Raw genomic sequence first — 25,207 nt, forward strand, 5'->3', positions numbered from 1 at the left:
ATTTTTATTCGAGACTTTTTATTTCATACACGGCCTGTTTTGGTCTAACGCCAGCCTATGCCTTTACGATTGGCTTCACGGTTCTCAAGCTTTAGCTGTTCAGACTTAGTTAACATCACATACAGCGCCCCAGTGCCGCCCTGCTCCGTTTTCGCCGAATGATAGGCCAGCACCATATCAAGCTGTGATAACCAACAACACACAGCGGACTTAAGTAATCCCGCAAAGGGTTGGCTCTGATAACCTTTACCGTGGATCAACATCACACACCGCTCACCGTGCGCCTGCGCTGCCAGTAGATAGTTGAGTACGGCCTCGCGAGCTTGATTAAGCCGATAGGCATGCACATCGAGCTCCATCTTGATACTGTATTGCCCCATGCGTAACCGCTTGAAAACGCCGCCTTGTACCCCTTCACGTTTAAAGCTGACAATGTCATCCGGCGCTTGCTGCACAAACACTTTTAAATCCAGCGGCATACACGTTAAATAAGCTTCCCTTTGTAAGGCATCACGTCTGTGGATTTGTTCCGCCGTTAACGCTTTGGGCGCAAAACTCACCACAGGCACCTCGCCTTTCAGTGGTACAACTCCGGCCATTTCCTCAAAAAACAGTGCTGATTCATCATCCAGCATGGCAAGCTCCTTTACTTCACACTCTTGTACAGAAACACACTTTGTAATCATTCAAGGCTTTAGTTCAGCGGGCGGCTCCATTATAGTGACGCCATGATTGCCAGATTAGAATAAAGTAATGAAATTTTTGCCGCTAGTCCTGATGTGCCTATTGTCGCTGCCAAGCTTAGCCAATCCAGCTAAAACGCATACAAAATCCACAGATGATCAATTGATCAATGCTAATTATCCTTTATTTATTAGCGCTTTTAATCAATTATCCCCTGAAGTGACCCGTGAAATTTATGCCGATGATGCGAGCTACTTATCTGAGAGTCAAAGTAAAGAGATTTACTATGGACGAGATAATATCGTTGCGATTTACAAGAAATTTTTCGATAAAATCCGCGCTAAGAAAGCCACTATCGACGTGGATTTCCGCATTACTAAACGTAAAATTATCGGCAATGGTGCCATAGATACTGGCTATTATTTAGTTCGATTTTATCCCGCACAAGAAACGGGTGAACCTGTGAGTGAATTTGCAGGCAAATTTGCCATTGGTACAGAAAAGGTCTCAGCGACTCAGTGGAAAGTAAGTTTAGACACCAATAATCGTGCAGAACCTAGCTATTATCTAAATGCGAAACCTGTGCCTAACTTGTATTATGGTCGCCAGTTCCCGCCTTTACCTGCGGGTAAGAAATTACCCTAAGTTTTGTGCTGACGCTATTTAACGCATTCAGATATATGCTTAATGCATTAAAATAAAAGTATAATGCGTTAGAATAAAAGCTTAATTTATTGAAATAAATCATCATTTAATCGATACCGCAAAGAAAACATGATTACAACTGAACAAAGCTGCCCCTGTGGCAGTAGCAAACGCTATCAAGATTGCTGCAATCCACTGCATATTCATGTCGATTCTGGGCAAGTCATTGCGCACACGCCCGAGCAACTCATGCGCTCACGTTACTGCGCATTTGTGTTGAAAAATTTTGATTATATTTTAAAGACACATCACCCCGAGTATCTAAACGGTCTCACCCTAGCGAGTCTTAATACTGGCCCTCACCCACATTGGCTAGGACTAGAAGTACTCAGCAGCAGTGAAGCACCCGCCCACAACTCTCAAGCTGCGAATCAAGCAATCGCGGAGCCAAGACATGGCAATGTGACATTTAAGGCTTGGTACACACTCGAAGGTGAAATTGATGCTATCTATGAACGTTCGGAATTCATCTATCAAACGGGCCGCTGGTATTACAGCCAAGGCCTGCAAATGACGGCGAAGTTACCCGGCAGAAATGATCCTTGCGTTTGCCATAGCGGTAAAAAATTCAAACAATGCTGCTTAAAATCCCTCTGATTTAACAAGTACACCAGTCTAGTGGGTCAAGACCGAAGGGCTTTTGGCCGACAAAATAAATTGTGCAAACTCAGGCTCCCGCAATGCGGGGCTATAGAGATAGCCCTGCGCCTGATGGCAAAAACTTTTCGCTAAAAAGGCTTCTTGTTCAAGGGTTTCAACCCCTTCTGCCGTCAAGGAGATATTCAAGGCACTCGCCATGGCGATAATGGCTGAGACAATTTCGCGGCTTTCGCGGCTCACAGTCAGATCTGAAATAAACGACCGATCAATCTTAAGTTTACTGATCGGGAACTGCTTCAAATAACGCATTGAGCTATAACCCGTGCCAAAATCGTCAATCGCAAGCCCTACGCCTAATTCCGCTAATTCTTGGCATAACAGCGTCGCGTGGCGAATGTCGCCCATCAACTCAGTTTCAGTGATCTCTAAAATTAACGTCTTAGGTTTCAATCGATAACGAGTCAACAGCTGCCACACCTGCTCGAATAAATTGCCACTGAAAAACTGACGGGCCGACACATTCACGTGCATCGTCATATCCGCATTATGGTGTTGCCATAGGTTTAACTGGCGACATGCAGCCTCCAACACCCAGCTGCCGATGGAATTAATCATCCCCGACTGCTCGGCAATGTCGATAAAAGATGCGGGAAATAACACGCCTCTTTTTGGGTGATGCCAACGGATTAAAGCTTCAGCACCAATATAGGTATTCTGCTCTAAATCCCTCAGTGGCTGATAATAAAGCTCAAACTGACGGCCACGAATGGCACTGTGTAAATCGCGCTCTATCTGCGCATCTTCTTTAAATGCGCTCAACAAAGTACTGTTAAACACTTGGATTGCAGTGCCTTTTTTCTTTTTAGCATACTGAACAGCAATATCGGCACAGGTTAACGGCGCAAACAAACTCGCCACCGAGGCGATATCAACCACAGCTAAGGCAGGCTTAGGCTCGACTTGCTCGCGACCGATTAAGATAGGCATAGCCAGATGCTGATACAGACGCGTACTAAAATAGTCGAGATCGTATACCGCGTTATCATCGGTCAGCAGCACTGCAAATTCATCGCTACCGACGCGGGCAATTTCGGTGGCTTTATTGATCTCGGAGAAATGTTTCAAACGGCGGGCGATTTCAATCAATAAGCTATCGCCATTCTCATGACCATAGGTATCGTTAAACCGTTTAAATCCTACTAAATCAACTAATAACAACAAACCTTTATTGGTACGTTCAAGCACTCGATTAAAGTGGGTGCGGTTATGTAGCCCCGTTAATCCACAGCGCCAAGCGAGGCGTTCAAGCTCTGACTTGTAGTTGTGCTCATCGGTATTTTCTTCACACGAGACCAAGGCATAATGATTGCCGCGATCAGTAATGAATTGACTCAAGACGTATGTCAGCCAATAGCGACTGCCATCGGTACGGCTAAACTGCACTTCGCCTTTGGCAATCTCGCCCCTAAATATCTGCGCTAGGGTTTGCTCGGCTAATTGGGCATGCTGCTTAAAAAAAGCCAATTCACGGATATTTGCGCCGATTATCTGCTCACGGGGCATGCCAGTGATTTCACTGTGTGCCTGATTCACATACTCGACTTTTTCAGTATGCAAATTAATGAGCATGCTGATCTGCCGTGATTGCTCCGTCGCGCAGCGAAATAGGCTCAGGCTTTCTTCTTTGTCGTAGCTGTGTTTTGTCGCTAAAGTCAGGGCTAATTGATCTGCCATCTGGCACGCGAGGTGGATTTCGCTGTCGTGCCAATGGGGAGTGAACTGCGCCCGCTCGATGCAGAGCACACCTTCCAGACGACCATTGATGCGAATGGCGATGTCGAGAGTGGAATTGATGTGCCGCGGGATAAAGTAGCACTCTGCCAATTCACTTAAACGGGGATCGGTCAGCGTATTGCCAGCATCGATATGGCGCAGGGTTTTAAGCTCGTGCACATAACGGGGACAAGCTTGTAATAGCTTAGGCCTATGAATGTCTTGCAACATCATAGAACCAAATTGTGCAACGAGTGTTTGGGTTTGTTGATCAGCTGAAAACGTCCACACTGACACCAAAGAAACCGCTAAATTCTGGCACAACAACTCTGTGGCTAACTCTGCTGTCTTGGTGAAATCGCCCTGCTGTTTTGCAGTTGACTGAACCAAAGACTCCAATAAATGCTGATGCTGACGTCGCTTCACGCTGATTCCCTACAAAACTTCGTGTTGGGCTAAAGGTCTTTGCTACGCGCAAACGTAGCTTGAAATGTGCAATTAAGCTGATTGAATTATTCTTATTTGGAGGCAGATTACACTATCTATTGTAAGTGCAGCAACATGTGGCACAATTTATTACAATTCAGTTAACAATTGCAGCATTTTTAGACAGTTAAAACGATTAAGTTCGAATTCTATCCGCTAAAAGTGCTGCACAAAAACTTATAAACCGTTTTCCAATTGGAAAATCATTTTCTCAGCGCTCACACCAAAGGTCAGCAGTAAATCGATACCCGCAGCCGTGGTCACAAACTCAGTTTGCACTTCAGCAAATCGAGCTTGGGCACGGCTCGCCATACTTTCTGCATCTGTTTGCGCGCTATCGCCAACAAAATTTAACGTCAATAAGGTATCGTGTTCATCAATGACGGCGCCGATATCGACAAAACTGCCACAATCGGTGCAAGTATCATTCACTGCCGGATTCTGTGCTTCTATTATGCCTTTCATCTGTATTCCTTATTTATAAAGCGACTGATTAACGGCATCACTAAACTATGCTCGCTAATTTATTTGCGCGGTAAGTGGCTAACTCGATAGGTTAATCAGAATTATAGGTAATTAAGCCTCAAGATAACTGGCTTTAGCTCACGCTTATTTACTGAAATGGCGCAGATTGACGCAATTGCTATTGCTATAGCAGAACACGCGTTTTAAAGAACACTTACAGGAGTTGGTAACTAGGCAGAAGCAAGCAGAGGCACCAGATTACGTTGGATTGCCAATTGATCGGCAAAATGCATGATTTCGACCTTAGGCGCGCTGAGTTGGCCCCTCTGCCTAAGCTGGGTGACATGATCACAGTTACTCAGGGCCTCGGCCATTGCTACGCTCTCACCGCCTCGGATCACTAAGGCTTCCGGTCGCAGTGCCTGCTGTAATTGAAATGCCCGCGGACCTTGCGCCATAAAAATACTGCTATTATCGACCACAGGTTCAGCAGAAGATAAATCTGCCATTAAGCTTTGCTGCGGTGGCAACTCGAACTGACGCTGTAATTTTTGCGCCATATCAAGCTCGTTTTGCCATTGAAATTGCGCCATGTCCCGTGCGTCAACCGACAGTAACGACAGCAACAGGGCGAATTCGCCCCGTCTGTCGTTTTCTATCGCCGCGTTTAAGCGGGTGCCAATTTGGGCTTCGTTGACTAAAGGAACATCAATTTGCATAAAAAAACATCGTCAAAACAATTCGTTGTTAGTTAATCGACCATTTGATGCATAACTTTAGGAAAATTTTTAAATTGGGTATTTACATGCAAAAGGTTTCTGACTACTATGGCGGCCGCAATTGAGGAGGGGTTCCCGAGTGGCCAAAGGGATCAGACTGTAAATCTGACGGCTCAGCCTTCGAAGGTTCGAATCCTTCTCCCTCCACCATTTGCACTGTAAGTTTGTGAGTGTTGTTCGAAAATGATGTAGAGTTTTATAAAAGCGTTAAAGGTATTTGTGGAGGGGTTCCCGAGTGGCCAAAGGGATCAGACTGTAAATCTGACGGCTCAGCCTTCGAAGGTTCGAATCCTTCTCCCTCCACCATCTTTATCTTTAACGCAGATAATCATTTTCAAGTATCAAACATGGCCAATGTTTGGTTCAGCTTTAAAAGTAAAGAAAGTTTGTGGAGGGGTTCCCGAGTGGCCAAAGGGATCAGACTGTAAATCTGACGGCTCAGCCTTCGAAGGTTCGAATCCTTCTCCCTCCACCATTTCTTTCATTGTCTATACCGCTCTTGTTCAACTTCCGTTTTGTCTATTCCAGTTTTATATGCCATAGCTTCATCTATTCATTTTGTTCTAATTACATTCTTTGTATTAAACTGCACTTCTATTTGAAGCCATATTTTTTAGTTCGCGATATTTGTCTTTAACATCAATCACGCCTCGCGCGACTTCAAGCTAATGCCCCCAAGCGAGTAACGCCAAGCAGATCCAATAAAACCGCTTTGCCCGTCCCTGTGATATGCTCTAAAAATGATCCCTTTCGAAGTGACTATGATGATTTCTAACACGATTCAACCGCCAGTGGACTCACACAGCGCTCGCAGATTCTGCCCAACGTGGGAAGCCCATGCGATAGGCAAGATTGAAGCGGATTTTCAGCGCAGCGCCGATACCCATTTGATTAAACTTGAATTACCTATGCTCGATGGCATAGATATTTATCTTAAAGATGAAAGTACCCACCCGACAGGCAGCTTAAAGCATCGCCTCGCCCGCTCACTCTTCCTCTATGCCCTGTGTAACGGCTGGATTAAACAAGGCACGCCGATTATCGAATCCTCATCGGGCAGCACGGCGATTTCTGAAGCCTATTTTGCCCGCTTACTCGGTTTACCTTTTATTGCCGTGATGCCTAAAAGCACGGCTAAAAAGAAGATTGAACAGATCACTTTCTATGGCGGCCAATGTCATTTTGTCGACCATTCCAGTGAGATTTACGCCGAATCGGCGCGCCTAGCCGTGGAGCTTGGCGGCCATTACATGGATCAATTCACCTACGCCGAGCGCGCAACAGACTGGCGCGGCAATAACAATATTGCCAATTCTATTTTCAATCAGATGGAACGCGAGCCACACACAATCCCGCGTTGGATAGTGATGAGTCCGGGTACAGGCGGCACATCGGCGACCATAGGCCGCTACATCCGCTATCAAAGGTTGGCGACCCAGCTTTGCGTAGTTGATCCGCAAAACTCGGTATTTTTTGATTTTTATCAGAGCGGCGATGCCAGCTTAACCTGTTGCAATGGCAGTAAAATTGAAGGCATAGGTCGACCAAGAGTCGAGCCATCGTTTATTCCTGGCGTTGTGGATTCTATGCTGCAAATCCCCGACGCGGCTTCCGTAGCGACGATTCATTGGTTAGAGCAACTGATTGGCCGTAAAACCGGCGCATCGACAGGCACTAACCTTTACGGCGCATTGCAACTTGCCGTACAAATGCAAGCGCGTGGAGAACAAGGCTCAATCGTGACCCTAATTTGCGACTCGGGTGAACGTTACCTCGATACCTATTACGATGCTGATTGGATTGCGGCTAATATTGGTGATATTGCCCCCTATCAGCGCCAACTTGCGGCATTTAATCATTTTGGTCAGCTAAGCGAGCTTGATTAACCGACGAGATTAAATTCCTTGAGTCGATGGCTTTAAAGTCCACCGCTAAACGTCAGCCATAAAAAACGCCCCACAATTGTGAGGCGTTTTTTTATCGTTTATAGATTAACTGAAGGGCATTAATCAATATTCAAATACTTATGGGTTTGGATTGATAAACGCCAATTACGGGCAATACACACCTTCATAGCCAGTTCAGTCGCTCTGGGCTTTTGGCTAATCGGCTGCAGGCAAATCGTTTTCGCTGAAATATCGATGTCTTGTAGCAATTCATCCAATTCAGCAATGTGATTTTCAGTGGCGATAGGATGCTTGATCTCATTGGCACGGTTCAGCGCCTGCGCTAATACCTTATAGCCACCTTTCATGTTCACCTTGGGCGATACCGTCACCCAAGTGTTATCGGCACAGTTGATGTCGAAGGTGCCGCTGGTTTCGATTTGGGTGGCAAAGCCTTGGTTGTGCAAGGTTTCAGTTAATTCGCGTAAATCGTACATACAAGGCTCGCCGCCGGTGATCACTATATGGCGCGCAGTAAAACCTTTAGCATGAAAAGCTGCGATAAGACTTTGCGCCGTATGTTCTGCCCAGCGCCCAATAGTGCCGTCTACGGTAATGACTTGCTCTGGCGTCACTTTATTCACTTCAAGCACATCCCATGTCTGTTTCGTATCGCACCAAGCGCATCCCACGGGACAACCTTGCAGGCGGACAAATATGGCGGGCACTCCGGTAAAGACACCTTCACCTTGAATGGTTTCAAATACTTCGTTGACTGGGTAGTTCATGCTGGCGTTCCACTTTTCTGGGGCGGCATTTATAGTGGATTTTAGCTTGAGCTGCAAGTTTTTGCGCCGAGAAAGCCTATTTGATGCAGATCGCCAGAGTTTGCAAGGACTATGGCCTGAGTTACACTAACGGCCTATTTATAAGTGTTCTACGGTTAAGTGAAATCCTTTATGTCAACGAGCTTAGTGTCAAAACCCTTAGCGTCCAAAGCAGTGGTGGTATTCAGTGGCGGACAAGATTCGACAACCTGTCTTATCCAAGCCCTAACCCAGTACGATGAAGTACACGGGATCACCTTTGACTACGGTCAACGTCATCGCGAAGAAATTGAAGTCGCCAAATCCTTAGCCAAACGCTTGAAGATCACCAGCCATAAAGTCATGGATGTCACCTTACTCAATGAGTTAGCGATATCGGCGCTGACCCGTGATGCGATTCCCGTTTCACATGAGCTGATGGAAAATGGCCTGCCGAATACTTTTGTGCCTGGCCGTAATATTCTGTTTTTAACGCTTGCGGGCATTTATGCCTATCAATTAGGCGCGCAGGCGATTATCACCGGCGTGTGTGAAACCGACTTTTCTGGTTACCCAGATTGCCGCAACGATTTTGTTAAAGCGATGGAATCTGCCTTAGTTCAAGGCATGGATAAACAACTGAAGATCATCACGCCCTTAATGTGGTTCAATAAGGCACAAACCTGGGCGCTGGCGGATAAATATTCGCAACTCGAACTGGTACGCCACCACACCCTCACTTGCTATAACGGCATCATTGGCGATGGTTGTGGCGATTGCCCAGCTTGTCATCTGCGTAAACGGGGGTTGGACGATTATCTACAGGATAAAACCGCAGTCATGGCTTCACTCGACGCTAACGAGCCTAAGGCATGACACGCAGTCCCTATTGGGTTGCGCTGATAGTGAGTTTGATATGTACGGGTTTGTATGTCGCAGGCTTAGCCAGTCCCGCTGTCGACAACCTGCTCGCCTATCGCCGCAGTGCCATTGCTGATGGCGAATGGTGGCGCTTAATCAGCGGTAATTTATTACACACCAATCAGTGGCACCTGTTGATGAACCTTGCAGGGCTGTGGGTTGTACTGTTTTTGCATCATTTCCACTACCATCTCAAAGGCTTAAGCGCACTGTTCCTGGTGTTATGTTTACTCGAAGGTGTAGGCTTATATTTAGGCTATCCGCAATTACTCGGTTATGTCGGCTTAAGCGGTATGTTGCATGGCTTATTCGCCTTCGGCGCGGTGCAGGATATTGTCCGCAAGCTACGTTCAGGCTATCTGCTGTTACTTGGCGTTATCATCAAGGTCGGCCACGAACAGCTTTATGGCGCCAGCAATGATGTCACCGCCATGATAGGCGCGCGCGTGGCAACCGAGGCACATTTGGTTGGCTTAATCTGTGGGCTGATTTGTGCTTTAGCGGTTTTCATCACGCTAAAGTTTAGCCCCGTAAAAGCCTCTGCTTAATTCACTGACAGACATTAAAAAGCCGTCGCAGCATGATTGCTGGACGGCTTTTTTAATCTTTAGCGTTAAGGTTAACCTAGGCCTTGATCAACAAGTCCCGCAAATGCTTGACTTCATCACGCATCGCCGCCGCTTGTTCGAACTCTAAGTTGCGCGCATGTTCGTGCATCTTCTTCTCAAGCTGATCGATTTGATGGCTCAACTCAGTCGCATCGGCTTTATGGTAATGGGACTTAGGTTCAGCCACTTTGCCATACACAGCTTTACTGTCGCGGCCGTCATCAACATCCATCACATCGGTGATCCGTTTAACCACGCCCTTAGGTGTGATGCCGTGCTTTAAGTTGTGCGCGCGCTGGCGTTCACGTCGGCGGTCAGTTTCACCAATGGCCTTCGCCATCGAATTGGTAATGCGATCGGCATAGAGGATTACTTTGCCATTAACGTTACGCGCGGCGCGGCCAATGGTTTGGATGAGCGAGCGTTCTGAGCGCAGGAAGCCCTCTTTATCCGCATCTAAAATACACACTAATGACACTTCTGGCATGTCTAAGCCTTCGCGTAATAAGTTGATCCCAACCAACACATCAAACTTACCTAATCGCAGGTCGCGGATGATCTCCACCCGTTCAACCGTGTCTATGTCCGAGTGCAAATAACGCACTTTTACACCATGCTCGTCGAGGTATTCGGTCAAATCCTCCGACATACGCTTGGTCAGCGTCGTCACTAACACCCGCTCGTTAACAGCAACGCGCTTGGCGATCTCGGACAATAAATCGTCCACTTGAGTCCCAACAGGACGCACTTCTAATTCAGGATCGAGTAAACCCGTTGGCCGCACGACCTGCTCGGCAATCTCGCCTTCGCTTTTTTCCAGCTCGTAGACACTCGGTGTCGCCGACACATAAATGGTTTGAGGCATCAATTGCTCAAACTCTTCGAACTTGAGCGGTCGGTTATCTAAGGCAGACGGTAAGCGGAAACCGTATTCCACCAATGTGGTTTTACGGGAACGGTCACCTTTGTACATAGCGCCGATTTGCGGCACAGTCACATGGGATTCATCGATAATTAATAGACCGTCAGCGGGCAAATAGTCGAGCAAGGTTGGCGGCCCTTCCCCAGGAGCGCGGCCAGACAAATAGCGCGAGTAGTTTTCGATACCGGAGCAGTAACCTAACTCCACCATCATTTCCACATCGTATTGCACTCGCTCATGAATACGCTGCGCTTCGATTAACTTATTGTTATCGAGTAAATATTGTTTTCGCTCACGCAGTTCTTCTTTAATGAACTCAGTGGCGGCGATAATTTTTTCCCGCGGCGTCACATAGTGAGTCTTAGGGTAAACCGTCGTACGTGCTATCCGTTTAATAATATGGCCCGTTAACGGGTCAAACTCACTTAAACGCTCAATCTCATCGTCAAACAATTCAACACGAATGGCATTACGCTCAGAATCGGCGGGGAAAACATCAATCACTTCTCCACGCACGCGATAGGTGCCGCGCTGCAGTTCAATATCATTACGCGTATATTGCAACTCACTGAGACGGATTAAGATATCACGCTGCCCCATCACATCGCCTTGGCGCAGATGCAGCAACATTTTTAAATAGGAATCGGGATCACCCAAACCATAAATGGCCGACACAGAGGCGATGAGCACCACATCTTTGCGCTCTAACAGCGCCTTGGTCGCCGACAGGCGCATTTGCTCAATGTGGGCATTTACTGACGCATCTTTCTCAATAAAGGTGTTAGATGCAGGCACATAGGCTTCTGGCTGATAGTAATCGTAGTAAGAGACAAAATACTCGACCGCATTATGGGGAAAGAACTCTTTCATCTCGCCATAAAGTTGCGCCGCCAAGGTTTTATTCGGCGCCATGATAATTGTCGGGCGACCTAACTTTTGGATCACATTGGCAATCGTAAAGGTTTTACCTGAGCCCGTCACCCCAAGTAAGGTTTGGCAAGCTAAACCCGCTTCGAGTCCATCGACTAATTTGGCTATCGCTGTAGGTTGGTCGCCTGCGGGGGCGAATTGCGATTCAAGCTGAAAAACAGATTCTGACACGCGCACATATCCTTTTAATGAGTCGCCCCATTCTAATCAAGTCACCGACTAAGCTCCACAGTTATCCTTACTGTCGCCATTCATTACGCCGCAACACCACCAGATGACAATTTAGTGGAAGCAACATGAAACTTTTACACCAAGTCATTTTCAACGATTTTTGCTTACAAAACACCCGCAAACTAAGCAAAAATGCCAATTTAATACACAAGAAATCAATTTCGTTAGATTACAAAATTGCAACCTGATTTACCCCCTCAATAAAAACCACTTGCTTTTAGTATGCACTTGATAATGCTTATATTTATTTTTGAACCCCAAAATAGTGCATTTTAAGTCCGCCGCCCATACGCCAAGGCTTTGACGGCCGTTTATTAGGACAACTCACAGGGTTATCCACAGATTTTGTTGATAAGTCGAAATAACCTAGAAACCACGCGGGATTGGAGGCTGTCATGCCACTGAATAACAGCCAGTCAACATTTGGTAATTTAATTACATTTGATAAATGTTGCTACTTGTATCAATTTCACTAATTGCAACTGTAGCGCGCCACGAAATTTGATAAACCAATTCACCTAGATTGATAATTAGTGATTGATTTATTACTAAGTGCTTTACTTAGTTTGATAAATATGGGTTCATTCAATTTGATAAACTTCTCAATAGCCCCCTAAAACGGGAGCTATTGAGTCTTTTCTACCTAGTTAATACATTGGCTTACCAGTTCCAAATAAGCAGTTCTTGCTGCTCTGAAGAGCGTTGTGAGCCTCCAACTGTGTATCGTATATCTAGTGTTTTCATTTGCAACCCAGCGAATGCGTCGCGCATTTCTGGTATGTCATTAACACTGATAACCATTTTACCTTTTATTAACTTAGCAAGTTCAGCCATTAATTCATATTGCTCTAATCCAAACTCTACACCATAACCTGCTGTATTCCAGTATGGAGGGTCTAAATAAAACAAAGTTTCTGGCTTATCGTATCGCCTTACGCACTCAGCCCAGTCCAATCGCTCGATATAGGTTCTCGCCAAGCGTAGGTGAGCAATGCTGAGATCTTCCTCAATTCTTAACAAGTTCAAGCCAGCGGGTCGAGACGCTGAACACCCAAAGTTCTGACCGGAAACTTTACCGCCGAAGGCCAGTTTTTGCAGATAGTAGAAGCGACTCGCTCGTTGAATATCAGTCAGTGTTTCAGGGTTAGTATTCTTCTGCCATAGGAACTCTTCACGGCTAATTAAAGCCCATTTAAAGTGCCTTACAAACTCTTCTAAATGGTGTTTAATCACTCGATAAAGATTGACGAGATCGCCATTCATATCGTTTACCACCTCCACCCTCGCCTCGTCCTTGCTAAAGAACATTGCAGCGCCGCCGCAGAAGGGTTCAACATAGGTATGGTGTTCAGGGAATATCGGTAAAATCTGCTTAACTAATCTACGCTTACCGCCCATCCAAGGGATAATCGGTTTTGGCATGTGAGCCTCCTTTTTTAGGATTTTTTATGCTAGGCTCGGTTCGCCGTGTCGACGCGGTGAGGGAGCCTTGGTTGGCTCACAGGGTGTAATCCTGTGTGTTGACGGTCTAGCAGTGTTGGTAGCATTGCTAGACCGCTCTCTTTTATTAAATCTCTAATTCAACATAAGTCAGGTCGGCGGCTTGGCCTTGGATCTGACCATCAACGATATACACTTTTCCGCTGGCAACTGAGTCCCCCAAAACAGTCTGATAACTGCCATCGGCGTGCTGCACTGTCGTGGTGCCATTCGTCACGTTAATCACAGTGGCAACACTGCGCTGAGGCTTAGGGTTTAGGTTCGCTAAGCGTTGATAGATGTTGCTCATGCCATGGCCTCATTACGCAATAGCGTGACGGTCTGATTCACTGTAACTATCCCCGTTGACTCATTAACGCTGCCGCTTATGCTGAAGCTTTCACACACTGACTTAAACACCTCGGCACCTTTGCGAACCCCAATTAACATGCCTGGTCGCATGGGTGGCAAATCCGCCATGACCTTAGCGCGAATGCTGTTTTGCACCTTATTACCTGCGTTGGCTAACTCGGCCGTTGCGCGCATTCTCGCGGCTTGATTATCAGTGATTAATTTATCCACTATATCAGCAGCAAAGTTGTCACCAGCGGTCCCGAAACGTTTCACTTTCGCCGCCACGCCCTGCTGTTCACCACGTACAAACACCGCATTAGCATCGGGACGAATATCGATACGCTCGTTAAATTCGAGGATCACTCCATCGTGCAAAATCACATCGGGGATCGCGCTTGCGGTATTCCAAGGCACTACGGGCCACTGAGGGATCACGGTTATAGTCTGAGTTTCATCGTTCACATCGAGCATGGCTCCAATGCTATTTGCCATCATGTTAATGGCTTCTGCGGGTGTTTTAGCAGCATAGCTAAAGGCATTTGCAGGCACGGGATAATCGGTGATCTGGCTGGCGACAGTCCACCCAGTGTTGGCCACAATATCGACCATCAAACCAATAAAGCTGCGGGATACCACATTCACATAATTGATGGCCTTTCGGTTCGGGCTTGCGAGAGTTGCTAAACGGCCTCGACCTGTCGCGCTATAACTGGTTTTACCGAAGGCTTTAGACTCGCTGGGAGACTCACAAAGCAGGTAAAAGTCATAGCCGTTAATGCTTATTTTCAGTAGTTCATTAGCGGCACGCTCGGCATCAATACGGGATGAAAACGCTAAGCTTCCGCTACTGGCCCATTGCGAGCGGGACTGGGAAATGGATACTGATTTGAGCACCAAAGCAACGCCGTCACTCACACGAACACAACTTATTTGAGGCTGCATGAGGTAACTCCTTCTGATTTGCGGTTCGATGGGGATCTTAAAATCAATGGTAGGCAACGGTGGGTTGGCATCAATGAGGCCGCCGCCATCGTCCCAGTAGCACACGTTCGGTGAGGCCGTGAATCTAAGCTGTGTTGGGCTAGTTGAGTTAATCCAAGGTTCGCTAAAGCGCAGCGTGACCTTACCCACTGGCGGTACGTATTTACTGGAACATACCCATCTCGCCGCATGAGGAGCCCATGCCACAGTCTTATTATCACCTTGGCTTTGAATGTTGGTATAGCTAAGCGCTATCTCAGTCGCTAGTTGCTCGCCGAAATGCAGTTTAACGCTAATTTGCTGGCTCTTGGCGGCGGCTTGTGACCAATGCATTCCAAGCACTGTCTGCTGCAGCTCTGGCACTATCCAACTGCTCATAGCTTGCTGACTATGAGCCTCTGGTACCAACCAATTCATATCAAGTTGAAAAGGTACCAACGTATTCCATTGCCACTCAATGGCGAACGTTTCTCCTGCTAATGGTGGCGAGGCATTCCATAACATGCTGATTTGCTGCTTTAGAAGAATGCTTTCCCATGCAAAAAGTGCATGAGTGCCGTGTGATTGACTACGTGTAATGAGGCTAATTTTCTGCTTAATACTTTGGCCTGTATCCATTACCAAACCGCAAAGCATACCTATGCTGCCAACACGAATAGGCGGGTCTGGTAACTCAGGAATAGGGTCATCACCAAACCGGATTTTTATCGGTGAAGTTTTATTAGGCCAAGGCTTAGTAAATCTTAAAATGATGGCTGTCATTAGCGTACATTCACAATGTTGCCATTAATTAATTCGGCCTTAACTCCATCAACTATTTCAGAGTTATAAACGTTATCATCATCTAATATCCCAACCAGTAAGGAGTGAGTATTACTGTGTTGGATTGGAACAATAAATTTCATCACTTTATTGTTTTGCAATTTGAAATTTTGATATGTTTCACCACTTAAACGATCAATAATCAACACTCGTTCAGCGTTAACATCGGCATCAACTTCAACCATGGCCTGAGCGAATGTCCTATCTTTTGCTGCAGAAACATTGATAATTTTAGTCATACCATTGCTCCGTATTAATCCAAAGATGCGGGGAAAGATTCGATCTTAATAGCGTATGCATAACACCATTCATCGGCAGATCAATCGGCCAATTTTCATCCCTGTACCCCATAAAGCATGAGGAATACATACCAGGTATTTTGGCTCTCACCATTGGGCTAATCATGCTGTTTGCCGCAGCATCACCGTTACGATCTGTTGAGTTATAAGGAATGGTCAGTAGTAGTGGTGATAATATGTGCTGAATACCTGACGTTTCAGCATTGAGATTATAACTTGTAATATTGTTATTGCCTGTGAACGGATCGGAAGTATTGTATTCTTTTACTCCACCGTTTCCACCATCGACATCATAAAATCGTGCATATTTAACGTTATTGTTTACGCCCATATTACCTGTTGTATTGCCACCACCAGTACCACTAACCAAAGTAAAAGTGCTTTGGTCATTTGCATAAAACGACTCAACGTCACCAATGAAATACATTTGAAAATTGATATAGCTACTGGTGCCATTACCGTCTGACATTGTCATCTTATTAGTCTGATGTAAGATTAAATAGAATCCCCTTGATGTACCGATAATTTCCCACCCTCTATGGGTCGATTGCTGAGTCAAAGCACGGTACGGCACTCCTTTGATGAATGCATCGAGATCACTCATGCCTGCACTGGCCCACATGAGGCAAGTAACATTATTCGAGTTGGCACCACTAAATTGAAAATAACCGCCACTACCCCCGTCAGTTGTGGTGTTGCGAAACGCAACTTTAAAAGCGGCTGCATTTTCAAATTCCAATGTCCACCCAAGTGGTGCCATAGAACCATACCCCTCAACCAACACTTTTTTTAGAATGTTAATCCATTCTGACGAAGTGGCATTAACCAACTGCGGGGCGCCCTCATCGGTATAACGATAAACAGTAACTGGTAATCCCATTGCAATTGCTCCTATGACTCGTTGCCGAAAAATGACAATACGGCTTTATCTGTAGTGATTTGACTATGGCCAACCTGCACATTGCGCAGCAACATTATTGGGTTTGAGGCCGCGAACGTGCGAAAACGAATCGCTTCGCCTTGTTGCCAACCTCCGCCAAATGCGCCTGAGCGAATAATGAAATACGGGGCATTTGTCAGTGGGTTAATCGGTGCAAAATCATTCAGCGTATCGCCTGCGGCGATTTGACCAAGACGGCGGCCAACACAACGAAAGGCGGTGGCTGAGGTCATAATCAATACCCAATCTTCATTCACTGCAGTGGTGTTTTTGACTTCAAACGGATAGTCAACCGCATTCACGTTGCCCGTTGCTGGATCGCCATCGATGTCCCAATTGTTGGCCCATGCGGTCATATCCCGCACTCTGCCAACACGCGCCTGCAGGTCGCCAAGGATTTGCACACTGGCTAGTGTGGTACCTGCTGGATACTCACGGGCTAAGGGCTTAGCCAACACAACGCTATTGCCTGAAAACGATGACACTAGACCGAGTTCCATAATGGTATCGCTCAGCACAAACGGCGCAGTAAACCCCGTAAAATCACTGTTAATCGTGACCGTTCCGGCCACCTTGTTTACCGTGAAATGGTCATTGTTAGTGGTCCATAGGCTGGCACCATTGGCATCGGTAATATCTACAAACTGGGCATTTTCACGAATCGTAAACACTGTGCCGACAGAGCCTGTGACTTGCTGCACTTGGGTATGAGACAGCGCAACTGTGCCCCATCGTCTGAACATATCGACAATGCCATCATTGGGGATACGCAGTGGGTTGAGCCCGTAAATCTCGGCGGGTGGTAGCTGGCGCAATTGGTCAGTAATGTCATAGCGCAGTGTGGTCAAATCCACCGGATTGGTAAATAACAGCTCAACCAAACCATCTACGATAGTGCCGCTAATGCCACTGCCCGTTATCACGCCTTGGTTGTCAGATGAGGCGCTGATAATGGCGTGGTCGGATATCCGTTCAACCTGCACGTAAAAGCTCTCTAACAATGGATTAGCCACACTCAGGGCAAATTTAGCCGTAGTATCGCCTGCAGCCGCTGCAGTGGTTGATTCAACTAAACCTGAATAGGTCAATTCAAAACCACCACGGCTGACCGTTTGCTTGGTAACGACACCCGTAAAATAATCAATGGTCGCCAGCAACTCAGTGGTGTCATAGAGCTTACCGATACCGCTATTCACATTTTCAAATACGTCCTGAGGCACATAGTTACTATCAGCAAACACAGCGCGGCCTTTTATACTGCCGACCGTTAGCTGCTTATTGGCTGGGAATGCATTAGCGCTTGAGTAAATACTGTATTTGTACGCAGAAACATAATAGAGCGAGACAGTGGGATTATAGGCAAAGCGCACATCAGGCCGCAGCGTAACGGTCACGTTACCTGTCCCGACAGTAATCGACTGAACTAATGAATTACTCCCGCCGAAAACGCCATAAGGATCGGTAGAAACTGCCGTGACAACATCAGTATCTATCAGTAAATCCGCTGTCGTGAAGGTATAGCTATACGTCCCTACTGCGCTTGGCTGGCTAATCACTTTGCGGATCACTTGGCTAACAGTGGCATCGCCGTTATCACTGCCACCCGTGATGGTATTGCCTGGCTTTGGCGCTAAGGTGGTAATCGCAGGCAGTAACGATAATTGAGTCGCGCCCACAGCTAAATTTACCCCGCTGGCGGCGGCAGTCAGCTTAGTTACCCCGTGGAATTTCAATGGGGATGCAGTGTTAGATAATCGCAAGCGAGTGCATTTATTCTGGCCATTGATTTGCAAACCTGGTTCTGGTGTTGCAAAGGTGATCGGTGGGTCAAATACTACGGTACCCACAGCGCCATTCACTATGCTGGTTCGAGTGACTTTACAAAAATGGGTTTTGCGTGGCCATGCCACGTTTTCAATACCAGGATATTCCACGGTGATGCAGATCACTTGGCCAACCTGCAGATAAGTGGTTTTCCAATAGTCGCGATCATTAAAGCGATAAGACGACTGCAGGTAATCCGAGGAAAATGAGTTTTGATTCACAAGGAATCCGGGACCACCTTCACGGATCAATTCCCCTGCAGTGACTGACGACTCAATGATCTCTTTCATATCTGTCATGCGAGATTCATCATCCAGCGCGGCAGACTCGATCATGAATACGTTAACTAATGGGTCTATCGGTGGCTCACTGATAAACACATGTGCATCAATCAAAGTGCTGGTGTCTGGCGTATCGAGCGCAGGGAACGCTTTTACAATGTCGATACTGGATTGGGCATGGTCGATATCGGATATCGCTGAAAATAGCTCGTTAAGCAAGCCTGACTGCACAGCGTTCTTAGTCCGTTGGCCGCCAGCCTCATTACTTGAACCCAGTAACTCGGGTTTAAATACTTTTAAATCTAAACGGGAAATAGTCATAGCACTCTCACAATAGGTAAATGGCCTTTAAACGGTGATTAACTTCAAGGTGATGGCCTCGATTTCGTCGGGGTCGGTATCGCTGTAATTGATCGCTGGCGTGCCGCTAATGGGCTGTTCTCTGTAGTCCCACATCACGGTTAATGCAGTGCCATTGATATCCAGGTTAAAGCTGGTCGCGCCCTTTGAATTGGCGTGGGCCTCAAGGGCGTTAAACACCGCTAATGTTTCTGCATCGCTAAATAACACCACAGGGCGGCCCGCTTGTTTGGCGGCGACTTCAACATGCTGCGAGCCATCGAGAGCAAACTCAGTGCTGCTCACAAAGGGCGTATAACCAAAGCGGTTAAGCCAAATAAAGTGCGGTAATTGAAGCGTGTCTAAGGTGATCATGAGGTGGCCTTAATCTGTTCTAGTTCGCGCAAAAACAACTGCTTAAACTCATCAAGCAAATCGGCCTTCACTACATTGCCCGAGGGCATCGCTAGCTCTAGCCGATACACCTGCACGCTGCCGCCTGTGTTCTGATTGCTCACAGATGCCGAAGTTGTTTGGCTTACGGGACTGCGAGTGGGATTAGTCGCAGTGCTTGTACTACTTGATTCGCGCTCGTTCGCCTGCGCGCTACGTTCTGCCGCCTCTGCTTCGATTTGTTTTAGTTTGGTGGCGTAGATTTGCTGACTCAGTTGCAGGGCTTCTGCCGCACTGGCAATGGACTCTTTATCCTGAGCCGTGCGGGCAGCTTCGAGCTGCGCCTTAAGCTCAGCCTGTTGCTGTTCATAGCGGCGTTTCTCGATAGCAGCTTGGTTATTGTTGAGCTGATCCATCTCATCTTTGAGACTGTCCAAGGTCGCGTTGATATCGTCACGCAGGCCGAGAATACGATCGCGGGTAGCATCAATGGCCGCTTGCAGTGGCTTAAGATCTTCGTCGCCTAGCTCGCGTATATTCCACTTTGCCTCGCGGCTAATTTGATTGACACGATCGAGGCTAATGCTGGAGCTTTCAAGTTCTTCAGTCCATTTACGGGTCAGTAAGGTTTCATTGATGATCTGCTTTTCGCGAATAAAGGCTTGGTTACTAAGCTGCGCCAGCACACCCCAAAAGCCGGTATTCACCCGCATATTATTCATGATGCTGTTAGTCAACTGTTCGACGCGGGCGTTGAGTTTTTCGGTGCTATCTTCGTTAAAATTGAACTGTTTGTTTAAGTGGGCATAGGCACCCGCAAATAGGTTGACATACTCAGTGGCGCGGCCAGTGGTTTCCTCTAACTGTTCAAGTTCTTCGCGTTGCTCAATTAAGGTTTTAGTGGTCTTTTTTACCTGTTCGTCAGTCTCTTGCTCACCATCTTCCAAGCCGCCCATTAAGCGTTGCAATATTCTGAGCACTTCGACCAGGCGCTCTTTTTGTCGCAGGTATTCTTCCGCCGTGATGCCGCCGTCTTTATAGGCTTGTTCGAGCCTTAACATCTCGTCAGATACCGCGGCATACTTACTTTTTATCTGTTCATAATTAGCCGCTTCGAGTGCCTGCACCTCACTCAGCTGCTTAGTTTGGTCACTCAACTTGCCCTGTAAACTAATCAGTTCTTGCTGCGCTTTGGCTTTGGCTTTACTCGATACCGTCAAGCTGTTCATCACATCGCGGCATTGCTTCAAACGGGCTTCGGTGTCAGCAACCGCGCGGCTTAGCTTGGCTTGCTCGGGTGAAAGTTCCTTCACGCTGTCTGTATAGCCGTATTGCTTTGCAGTCAGCTCGCTCAGTTCCTTGGTTAGCCCAAGGGTAGCGGCTTGCGCTTTCAAGGTTTCGGGGACCGCAGCCCCCGTCGCTTCAGCGGCCGTTAATGCCGCTTTCGCCCAGGCTAAAAACGCATCCTTTTGTTGCTCAATAGGTTCACGGTTGTTTTTAATCAGATTAAAGGCCGCTTCAGCTTTAGAATTCACCTGTTCTAAGGCATTGCTACTGGTCAGCCCTAAGTCCTTATAGGCTTGTTCCAATGCCTCAGTACCCTTAGCCGTGGCATCAAGATAGGTTTGCTGCTCTTCAAACTTGGCGCGCAGTATCGTGAGTAACTTAACGTGGCCTTCGTATTGATCCCCCGCCGCTTTTAACGGCACTAAGGCGGCATCAATTTGGCGAATGAAACCGCCCATACCACCTTTAACGCCATCGAGCGTTTTAGTTTGTTCGCTTAAGGTAAAGGTCAGGCGCAGCGCTTCTTCAACCGTTAATTTAATCGGCTCAACAACGTCAACCGCAGCCTGTTTGACTTCTTGCATGGCTTTAGCGGCGTTCTTCCACTTACCAGTGGCGTCGTCATAAATCAGTTTGCCTTCGTCTACCGCCTTGTTGAACTCGGCCATAGTGGTAAAGGCTACGCCCGTTTGCTCACTGAGATCCTTAAGTGAGTACTCCAACTGTTTGGCGCTAGACGCGGCAGCGCGTTTAGACTTTGCCAGTGCTTCTTCAGCAATCAATAACTCTTGGTATACCCGAGCGACCTCTATCAACTCACTAATCAGGGCTAAGTACAAACCCGCTTTAGCCGCTGCTGCCAAGGCGGTTTTAAGTTTGCCAGCAGCTAAGGCCGCGCCCTCACTCGCCGCAGTGGTACCCATGATCGCGCCAGTGTAAAGACGCATCACGCCGATGGCGGCATTGGCTCCGGTGATCACATCACTAAAATAGCTACCGACTTTTAACGCTAGAAATGCCTTAGCCACAAAACCAATTTCATCACGGAAGTGGTAAAGCATCGCCGCGCCATCTTGCACCGCTGAGCCAATGCTCACGATCGTGTCGCTGACTTGCTGCGCCCATTCCTTTAAACGGCCATCAGCGGCCATGGCGGCAAACTCAAGATTCAACTCACTGATCTGGCCCTTGAGCCAATCAAGTGCACCGGACTGAGCCACGAGATCATAGAAGGATGAAAGGTTATCTTTGAGGTTTGATACTTGGCCACTGAGCAAGGCCATCTGCGCCGCTGCACTGCCATTAGCGGCTCGCCCCATTTCATCAATCAAGCCTTGGATAACATCGCGACCAAGCTTGCCTTGCTCACTGAGTTTTTGCAGTTCGGTGGTGTTCTTGCCCGTGACCTTAGCCAGCATGTCCCATACGGGCACGCCGCGCTCAATCAACTGCAGGATCTCTTCGCCCTGTAGCTTCTGTTTTGCCCAGGCTTGGCCGAGTGCCAAGGTGATCCCCTCGACCTCTTGAAAACCGCCACCGAGTTTAAAGGCTTGATCCACAATCGCCTTCATGGTGCCGTTCATCGGATCAAGGCCAAAGGCTTTGGCCTTCACAAACGCTTGATTGACTTCGTTCAGTTGCAGTGGCACATCGATGGCGAATTGCTTTACCCAAGCGGTGGCTTGTTTGCCAGATTCAAAACCGCCCATCACGGCATTCATTTGCACGCCAAGACGTTCAAATTGATCGCCCGTGGCAAAAATGTCCTTCACCGCTTGGGCCACGCGGTCAAAGCCTAAGTAAGCCCCTGCTAAAGCGGTCACTTGGCCGATCACACCACGCAGGGAGCTGGCATGATCACGGGCGCTGGCATTGCCCTTATCTAACTGATTAGCAAACTTATCGACATTGCGGCCAGTGCCGTCAAATTCAGCACTTAACTTGCGCTGCGCTGTGGTCAGGTTGTTGTAGTCAATGCCTGATTTCGACAGAGCATTTTGCAGCTTAGTGTGGCTGGATGATTGCTGCGCTAACTCGCGCTGCATTTGCTCCAGCTCTTTTTCTGCCACATCAATAGAGCGTGCCAGCTGCACAAAAGGCGCATCTGTTTGGCTGGCACGTTGCTTTAAGTCCTGCAGTGCTAAGGCAGCGGCAGTGACAGCAAGCTCTTGTTGTTCAAGCTCATTACGTGACCGCTTAAAGGTGTTGATCAGGTCTTGCTGGTTAGCCAGCTCATCGAGCTTATTGGCTAAGGTATTGGCCTTTTGGCTGGTCGATTGGCTGCTATCGCCTACGTCATCAAGCCCAGTTGCTAAAGGCTTGAGGTCATTAGTGAGCTGCTCTGTTTGGTTGCTGGTATTACGGCCGCTTTGGGCCACTTGGTCTAGCTGGTCGCTTAACGGATCAAGGCTATTTTTGAGTTCATCAACTTGATTCGCACCCGCTTTGCTGGCATCACTCACACCATCGAGTTCATCAGCGAGCGCCTGCGTCTTAGGATTCGCCGCATCCGACTCGGTGCCGATGCGCTTAAGCTCATCGACTAAAGCCGCAATGTGTTGCTTGCCCGTGGCTTCTGCCACGATCCGCAGGGCGAGTTCTAAGGTTTTATCAGCCATGGCTATCTCGTTAATGCTCTCGTTAGTATCTAAATAATCGGTGTTTAAACGGCGGTTAAATGGGGATTAAAGGGCATGGCAATTGAGTACGGCCATACCCTTGGGTTAAGCAAAACCGCTTACGCATCCAGCTCTAGGTACTCGAACGGATGATCCTTACCCGCGACTAACTGGGCTTTACCCGCAAGGGTGGCGCTCACAAACTCACTGGCGGCAAAATCGATCGCAGCCGTAGGCGATAAGCTGGCGTCGAAAACATCGAGCTTAATCGGCTTGCCTGTTTCTAAGTTGGTACCTTCACCGAAGATCCGCGCACGGGTTTGGGCGTTAATGCCACCGCGAATGAGGGTGCCGCTAATGGCGTTATGTTGGCCTGTCACTGTCACCGCGCCGCCCGCTTCTATGTCGCCGCCTTTTACGGCGCGCACTAGCCCTAGGGCATAGTTCACCTCATAGTCAGTGCCCAGCACTAAGGTGGCAGCGTCTTTCTTCACCACAAAACCGAGGGCGGCAAAGTTACTTTCAGGTAGCTGTATCCAACGCTGATTATCAGGCAAGGTCACGGCCTCATCAGTTAAGGTGCCGCTGCCCGTGTTCAGCACTTGAGTATCACCCAACAGTGCCATAGCAATCAGTTCGGCGGGTTGATCGTCGAAGGACCATTCCACCTCAACAGGCTTAGAAATTTTCACCACGCTTAAGGCTTGGCCATAGCTTTCCTTCTTTTTACTGCCACGTACCTTTTCTTCGGCATCGGTTTTGATCGCGAGCTTAGTGGTGTTAATGGGGCCAATGATCCCCGTTGATTGCCCTTGGGCATTTAAGCGGTCAACAAAGAAGTTGCCTGCGACTAATAATCCATTCATAGGATTTTCCTCATATTAAGTTGTTGGGTTAGCTGGGTTTGAATCTCAGTTGCACACTCACGGCCACGGGGTAATAACCGTGGCTTTTAGTGAAACGGGGTTTAACGGGACTGTTAACGCGCACAAAGGGGCCAAGCATCTGACCATCCACCGCAATGGACTTACCCACAATCGCGTTTAACAGACTGACTAATAACTCACCTGCTTGGCCTTCGTGGATAGATAAACGGCAAGCCAATACCACAAGCCAAGTCTGCTTAATTTGGCTGGTGTTGCCGCCTTGTGCGGTATCCGCCAGCGTATCGCCCAGATACAACACATGGGCGGCGGGGGTGATTTGGCTGCGCTCATCCACTTCGCTTAGCTCATTGGCTTGATAGACCTTTTTCAGCTTCTGGCTCGTCACTAATGGCTCAAGTATTTGAGTCAGCGCATCACCTGCAGCAAGGTAGTTATCTTTAATTTCAAACATCAGATAAACCCCTTAGACGATGCACGGCCAAACACGCTGCCTGCACTTTCGATACTGACCACTAACTCACTTTGGCTAGCGACTTCTCCCGTATCAGCTAGCCCCAAACTGATATCGCCTTTGCTCACAGCGGTTAAAAACTTCACCACAGCGGTATAGCGCTTCTCGACTTGTTCAGGGGCTTTATCGCCATACAAGAAGTAACGGGCGATATCGCAGCAGTTACGCTCCAATACGGCGGGAACAGTAGTTAACGGCAAGGTGTAACGGCCCACGATATAGCCATCAATCTCGGCAGACGCATCGCGCAATGCTTGCTCAAGCAAGGCGAAATTGATTTCCCCTGGCACACTGCCTTCGCGCTCGGTGAGCAGCATTAAGTCCTGCGCACCAAAGCGACTCAGCATGTTGTCAGGGGTGGCGTACATGGCTCTTGTGATGGCTAAGTCGGCCATG

The 25,207-nt window shown here is 47.7% G+C and carries 22 protein-coding genes and 3 tRNA genes; 8 read left to right on the top strand and 17 right to left on the bottom strand.

Features of this window, described 5'->3' with window-relative positions:
- Positions 1-44: 44 nt before the first annotated feature.
- Positions 45-635, bottom strand: a complete 591-nt coding sequence (smrA, locus tag Q4Q52_RS05535; RefSeq protein WP_311990029.1) for a DNA endonuclease SmrA — start codon at positions 633-635, stop codon at positions 45-47.
- A 118-nt stretch (positions 636-753) separates the two neighbouring features.
- Between smrA and Q4Q52_RS05540 the strand changes: the two genes are divergently transcribed.
- Both Q4Q52_RS05540 and Q4Q52_RS05545 read left to right on the top strand, forming a co-directional pair.
- A complete protein-coding gene (locus Q4Q52_RS05540; protein ID WP_311990030.1) occupies positions 754-1,329 on the top strand; it encodes a DUF4440 domain-containing protein in 576 nt (191 codons plus the stop codon).
- A gap of 129 nt (positions 1,330-1,458) precedes the next feature.
- Positions 1,459-1,986, top strand: coding sequence for a YchJ family protein (locus Q4Q52_RS05545; RefSeq protein ID WP_311905879.1), 528 nt, complete (start codon positions 1,459-1,461; stop codon positions 1,984-1,986).
- Between the two features lie 18 nt (positions 1,987-2,004).
- On the opposite strand, the gene Q4Q52_RS05550 is transcribed toward Q4Q52_RS05545, so the two are convergent.
- The 3 genes from Q4Q52_RS05550 to Q4Q52_RS05560 form a co-directional block, all read right to left on the bottom strand.
- Positions 2,005-4,188 carry a bifunctional diguanylate cyclase/phosphodiesterase gene (locus Q4Q52_RS05550; protein ID WP_261271610.1) on the bottom strand — a complete coding sequence of 728 codons (2,184 nt, stop codon included), beginning with the start codon at positions 4,186-4,188 and terminating at the stop codon, positions 2,005-2,007.
- A gap of 237 nt (positions 4,189-4,425) precedes the next feature.
- On the bottom strand, positions 4,426-4,713 hold the full coding sequence (locus tag Q4Q52_RS05555; protein WP_006081553.1) for a DUF406 family protein: 288 nt from the start codon (positions 4,711-4,713) through the stop codon (positions 4,426-4,428).
- Between the two features lie 230 nt (positions 4,714-4,943).
- Positions 4,944-5,432 carry a VC2046/SO_2500 family protein gene (locus tag Q4Q52_RS05560; protein ID WP_006081552.1) on the bottom strand — a complete coding sequence of 163 codons (489 nt, stop codon included), beginning with the start codon at positions 5,430-5,432 and terminating at the stop codon, positions 4,944-4,946.
- Positions 5,433-5,557: 125 nt separating this feature from the next.
- Here Q4Q52_RS05560 and Q4Q52_RS05565 point away from each other — a divergent pair.
- The 4 genes from Q4Q52_RS05565 to Q4Q52_RS05580 all read left to right on the top strand — a co-directional run bounded on the left by Q4Q52_RS05565 (position 5,558) and on the right by Q4Q52_RS05580 (position 7,378).
- Positions 5,558-5,642: transfer RNA gene (locus Q4Q52_RS05565), tRNA-Tyr, on the top strand.
- Positions 5,643-5,713: 71 nt separating this feature from the next.
- Positions 5,714-5,798, top strand: a tRNA-Tyr gene (locus Q4Q52_RS05570).
- Positions 5,799-5,882: 84 nt separating this feature from the next.
- A tRNA-Tyr gene (locus tag Q4Q52_RS05575) sits at positions 5,883-5,967 on the top strand.
- A gap of 265 nt (positions 5,968-6,232) precedes the next feature.
- On the top strand, positions 6,233-7,378 hold the full coding sequence (locus Q4Q52_RS05580) for a PLP-dependent cysteine synthase family protein (protein ID WP_311990031.1): 1,146 nt from the start codon (positions 6,233-6,235) through the stop codon (positions 7,376-7,378).
- 119 nt (positions 7,379-7,497) lie between these two features.
- On the opposite strand, the gene queE is transcribed toward Q4Q52_RS05580, so the two are convergent.
- Positions 7,498-8,166, bottom strand: coding sequence for a 7-carboxy-7-deazaguanine synthase QueE (gene queE / locus Q4Q52_RS05585; protein WP_311990032.1), 669 nt, complete (start codon positions 8,164-8,166; stop codon positions 7,498-7,500).
- Between the two features lie 171 nt (positions 8,167-8,337).
- Between queE and queC the strand changes: the two genes are divergently transcribed.
- A complete protein-coding gene (queC, locus tag Q4Q52_RS05590) occupies positions 8,338-9,060 on the top strand; it encodes a 7-cyano-7-deazaguanine synthase QueC (RefSeq protein WP_311990033.1) in 723 nt (240 codons plus the stop codon).
- Complete coding sequence (gene rrtA / locus Q4Q52_RS05595; RefSeq protein ID WP_311990034.1) at positions 9,057-9,653, top strand: rhombosortase; 597 nt, start codon at positions 9,057-9,059, stop codon at positions 9,651-9,653. Before queC ends, rrtA begins: the two co-directional genes overlap by 4 nt.
- Before the next feature lie 76 nt (positions 9,654-9,729).
- Here rrtA and uvrB read toward each other — a convergent pair whose 3' ends face one another.
- The 12 genes from uvrB to Q4Q52_RS05655 form a co-directional block, all read right to left on the bottom strand.
- Positions 9,730-11,736 carry an excinuclease ABC subunit UvrB gene (gene uvrB / locus Q4Q52_RS05600; protein ID WP_311990035.1) on the bottom strand — a complete coding sequence of 669 codons (2,007 nt, stop codon included), beginning with the start codon at positions 11,734-11,736 and terminating at the stop codon, positions 9,730-9,732.
- Positions 11,737-12,456: 720 nt separating this feature from the next.
- Positions 12,457-13,218, bottom strand: coding sequence for a DNA adenine methylase (locus Q4Q52_RS05605; protein WP_311990036.1), 762 nt, complete (start codon positions 13,216-13,218; stop codon positions 12,457-12,459).
- A 145-nt stretch (positions 13,219-13,363) separates the two neighbouring features.
- Complete coding sequence (locus tag Q4Q52_RS05610; protein WP_076500504.1) at positions 13,364-13,585, bottom strand: hypothetical protein; 222 nt, start codon at positions 13,583-13,585, stop codon at positions 13,364-13,366.
- On the bottom strand, positions 13,582-15,372 hold the full coding sequence (locus Q4Q52_RS05615; protein WP_311990037.1) for a hypothetical protein: 1,791 nt from the start codon (positions 15,370-15,372) through the stop codon (positions 13,582-13,584). Before Q4Q52_RS05615 ends, Q4Q52_RS05610 begins: the two co-directional genes overlap by 4 nt.
- On the bottom strand, positions 15,372-15,671 hold the full coding sequence (locus Q4Q52_RS05620) for a hypothetical protein (protein WP_012586819.1): 300 nt from the start codon (positions 15,669-15,671) through the stop codon (positions 15,372-15,374). Before Q4Q52_RS05620 ends, Q4Q52_RS05615 begins: the two co-directional genes overlap by 1 nt.
- Positions 15,664-16,611 (bottom strand): hypothetical protein, encoded by a 948-nt coding sequence (locus Q4Q52_RS05625; RefSeq protein ID WP_311990038.1) that lies wholly within the window; start codon positions 16,609-16,611, stop codon positions 15,664-15,666. The genes Q4Q52_RS05620 and Q4Q52_RS05625 overlap by 8 nt, the downstream gene beginning before the upstream one ends.
- An 11-nt stretch (positions 16,612-16,622) precedes the next feature.
- A complete protein-coding gene (locus tag Q4Q52_RS05630) occupies positions 16,623-19,097 on the bottom strand; it encodes a hypothetical protein (protein WP_311990039.1) in 2,475 nt (824 codons plus the stop codon).
- Positions 19,098-19,124: 27 nt separating this feature from the next.
- Positions 19,125-19,490, bottom strand: a complete 366-nt coding sequence (locus Q4Q52_RS05635) for a hypothetical protein (RefSeq protein ID WP_311990040.1) — start codon at positions 19,488-19,490, stop codon at positions 19,125-19,127.
- A complete protein-coding gene (locus Q4Q52_RS05640) occupies positions 19,487-23,413 on the bottom strand; it encodes a tape measure protein (protein WP_311990041.1) in 3,927 nt (1,308 codons plus the stop codon). Before Q4Q52_RS05640 ends, Q4Q52_RS05635 begins: the two co-directional genes overlap by 4 nt.
- 119 nt (positions 23,414-23,532) lie before the next feature.
- The gene (locus Q4Q52_RS05645) at positions 23,533-24,279 is read right to left on the bottom strand and encodes a hypothetical protein (RefSeq protein ID WP_311990043.1); all 747 of its coding nucleotides are present in this window, start codon (positions 24,277-24,279) and stop codon (positions 23,533-23,535) included.
- Positions 24,280-24,307: 28 nt separating this feature from the next.
- Complete coding sequence (locus Q4Q52_RS05650; protein WP_311990044.1) at positions 24,308-24,751, bottom strand: hypothetical protein; 444 nt, start codon at positions 24,749-24,751, stop codon at positions 24,308-24,310.
- A complete protein-coding gene (locus Q4Q52_RS05655; protein WP_311990045.1) occupies positions 24,751-25,206 on the bottom strand; it encodes a DUF1320 domain-containing protein in 456 nt (151 codons plus the stop codon). The genes Q4Q52_RS05650 and Q4Q52_RS05655 overlap by 1 nt, the downstream gene beginning before the upstream one ends.
- Position 25,207: the final 1 nt, after the last annotated feature.

This window comes from Shewanella sp. SP1S2-4 (assembly GCF_031932075.1).
Classification (GTDB): Bacteria; Pseudomonadota; Gammaproteobacteria; order Enterobacterales; family Shewanellaceae; genus Shewanella; species Shewanella baltica.

Coding starts and splice junctions, on each gene's coding strand:
- smrA (WP_311990029.1), bottom strand. CDS start 635: ATGCTGGATGATGAATCAGCACTGTTTTTTGAGGAAATGGCCGGAGTT.
- Q4Q52_RS05540 (WP_311990030.1), top strand. CDS start 754: ATGAAATTTTTGCCGCTAGTCCTGATGTGCCTATTGTCGCTGCCAAGC.
- Q4Q52_RS05545 (WP_311905879.1), top strand. CDS start 1,459: ATGATTACAACTGAACAAAGCTGCCCCTGTGGCAGTAGCAAACGCTAT.
- Q4Q52_RS05555 (WP_006081553.1), bottom strand. CDS start 4,713: ATGAAAGGCATAATAGAAGCACAGAATCCGGCAGTGAATGATACTTGC.
- Q4Q52_RS05560 (WP_006081552.1), bottom strand. CDS start 5,432: ATGCAAATTGATGTTCCTTTAGTCAACGAAGCCCAAATTGGCACCCGC.
- Q4Q52_RS05580 (WP_311990031.1), top strand. CDS start 6,233: ATGATCCCTTTCGAAGTGACTATGATGATTTCTAACACGATTCAACCG.
- queE (WP_311990032.1), bottom strand. CDS start 8,166: ATGAACTACCCAGTCAACGAAGTATTTGAAACCATTCAAGGTGAAGGT.
- queC (WP_311990033.1), top strand. CDS start 8,338: ATGTCAACGAGCTTAGTGTCAAAACCCTTAGCGTCCAAAGCAGTGGTG.
- rrtA (WP_311990034.1), top strand. CDS start 9,057: ATGACACGCAGTCCCTATTGGGTTGCGCTGATAGTGAGTTTGATATGT.
- Q4Q52_RS05605 (WP_311990036.1), bottom strand. CDS start 13,218: ATGCCAAAACCGATTATCCCTTGGATGGGCGGTAAGCGTAGATTAGTT.
- Q4Q52_RS05610 (WP_076500504.1), bottom strand. CDS start 13,585: ATGAGCAACATCTATCAACGCTTAGCGAACCTAAACCCTAAGCCTCAG.
- Q4Q52_RS05615 (WP_311990037.1), bottom strand. CDS start 15,372: ATGACAGCCATCATTTTAAGATTTACTAAGCCTTGGCCTAATAAAACT.
- Q4Q52_RS05620 (WP_012586819.1), bottom strand. CDS start 15,671: ATGACTAAAATTATCAATGTTTCTGCAGCAAAAGATAGGACATTCGCT.
- Q4Q52_RS05625 (WP_311990038.1), bottom strand. CDS start 16,611: ATGGGATTACCAGTTACTGTTTATCGTTATACCGATGAGGGCGCCCCG.
- Q4Q52_RS05630 (WP_311990039.1), bottom strand. CDS start 19,097: ATGACTATTTCCCGTTTAGATTTAAAAGTATTTAAACCCGAGTTACTG.
- Q4Q52_RS05635 (WP_311990040.1), bottom strand. CDS start 19,490: ATGATCACCTTAGACACGCTTCAATTACCGCACTTTATTTGGCTTAAC.
- Q4Q52_RS05640 (WP_311990041.1), bottom strand. CDS start 23,413: ATGGCTGATAAAACCTTAGAACTCGCCCTGCGGATCGTGGCAGAAGCC.
- Q4Q52_RS05645 (WP_311990043.1), bottom strand. CDS start 24,279: ATGAATGGATTATTAGTCGCAGGCAACTTCTTTGTTGACCGCTTAAAT.
- Q4Q52_RS05650 (WP_311990044.1), bottom strand. CDS start 24,751: ATGTTTGAAATTAAAGATAACTACCTTGCTGCAGGTGATGCGCTGACT.
- Q4Q52_RS05655 (WP_311990045.1), bottom strand. CDS start 25,206: ATGGCCGACTTAGCCATCACAAGAGCCATGTACGCCACCCCTGACAAC.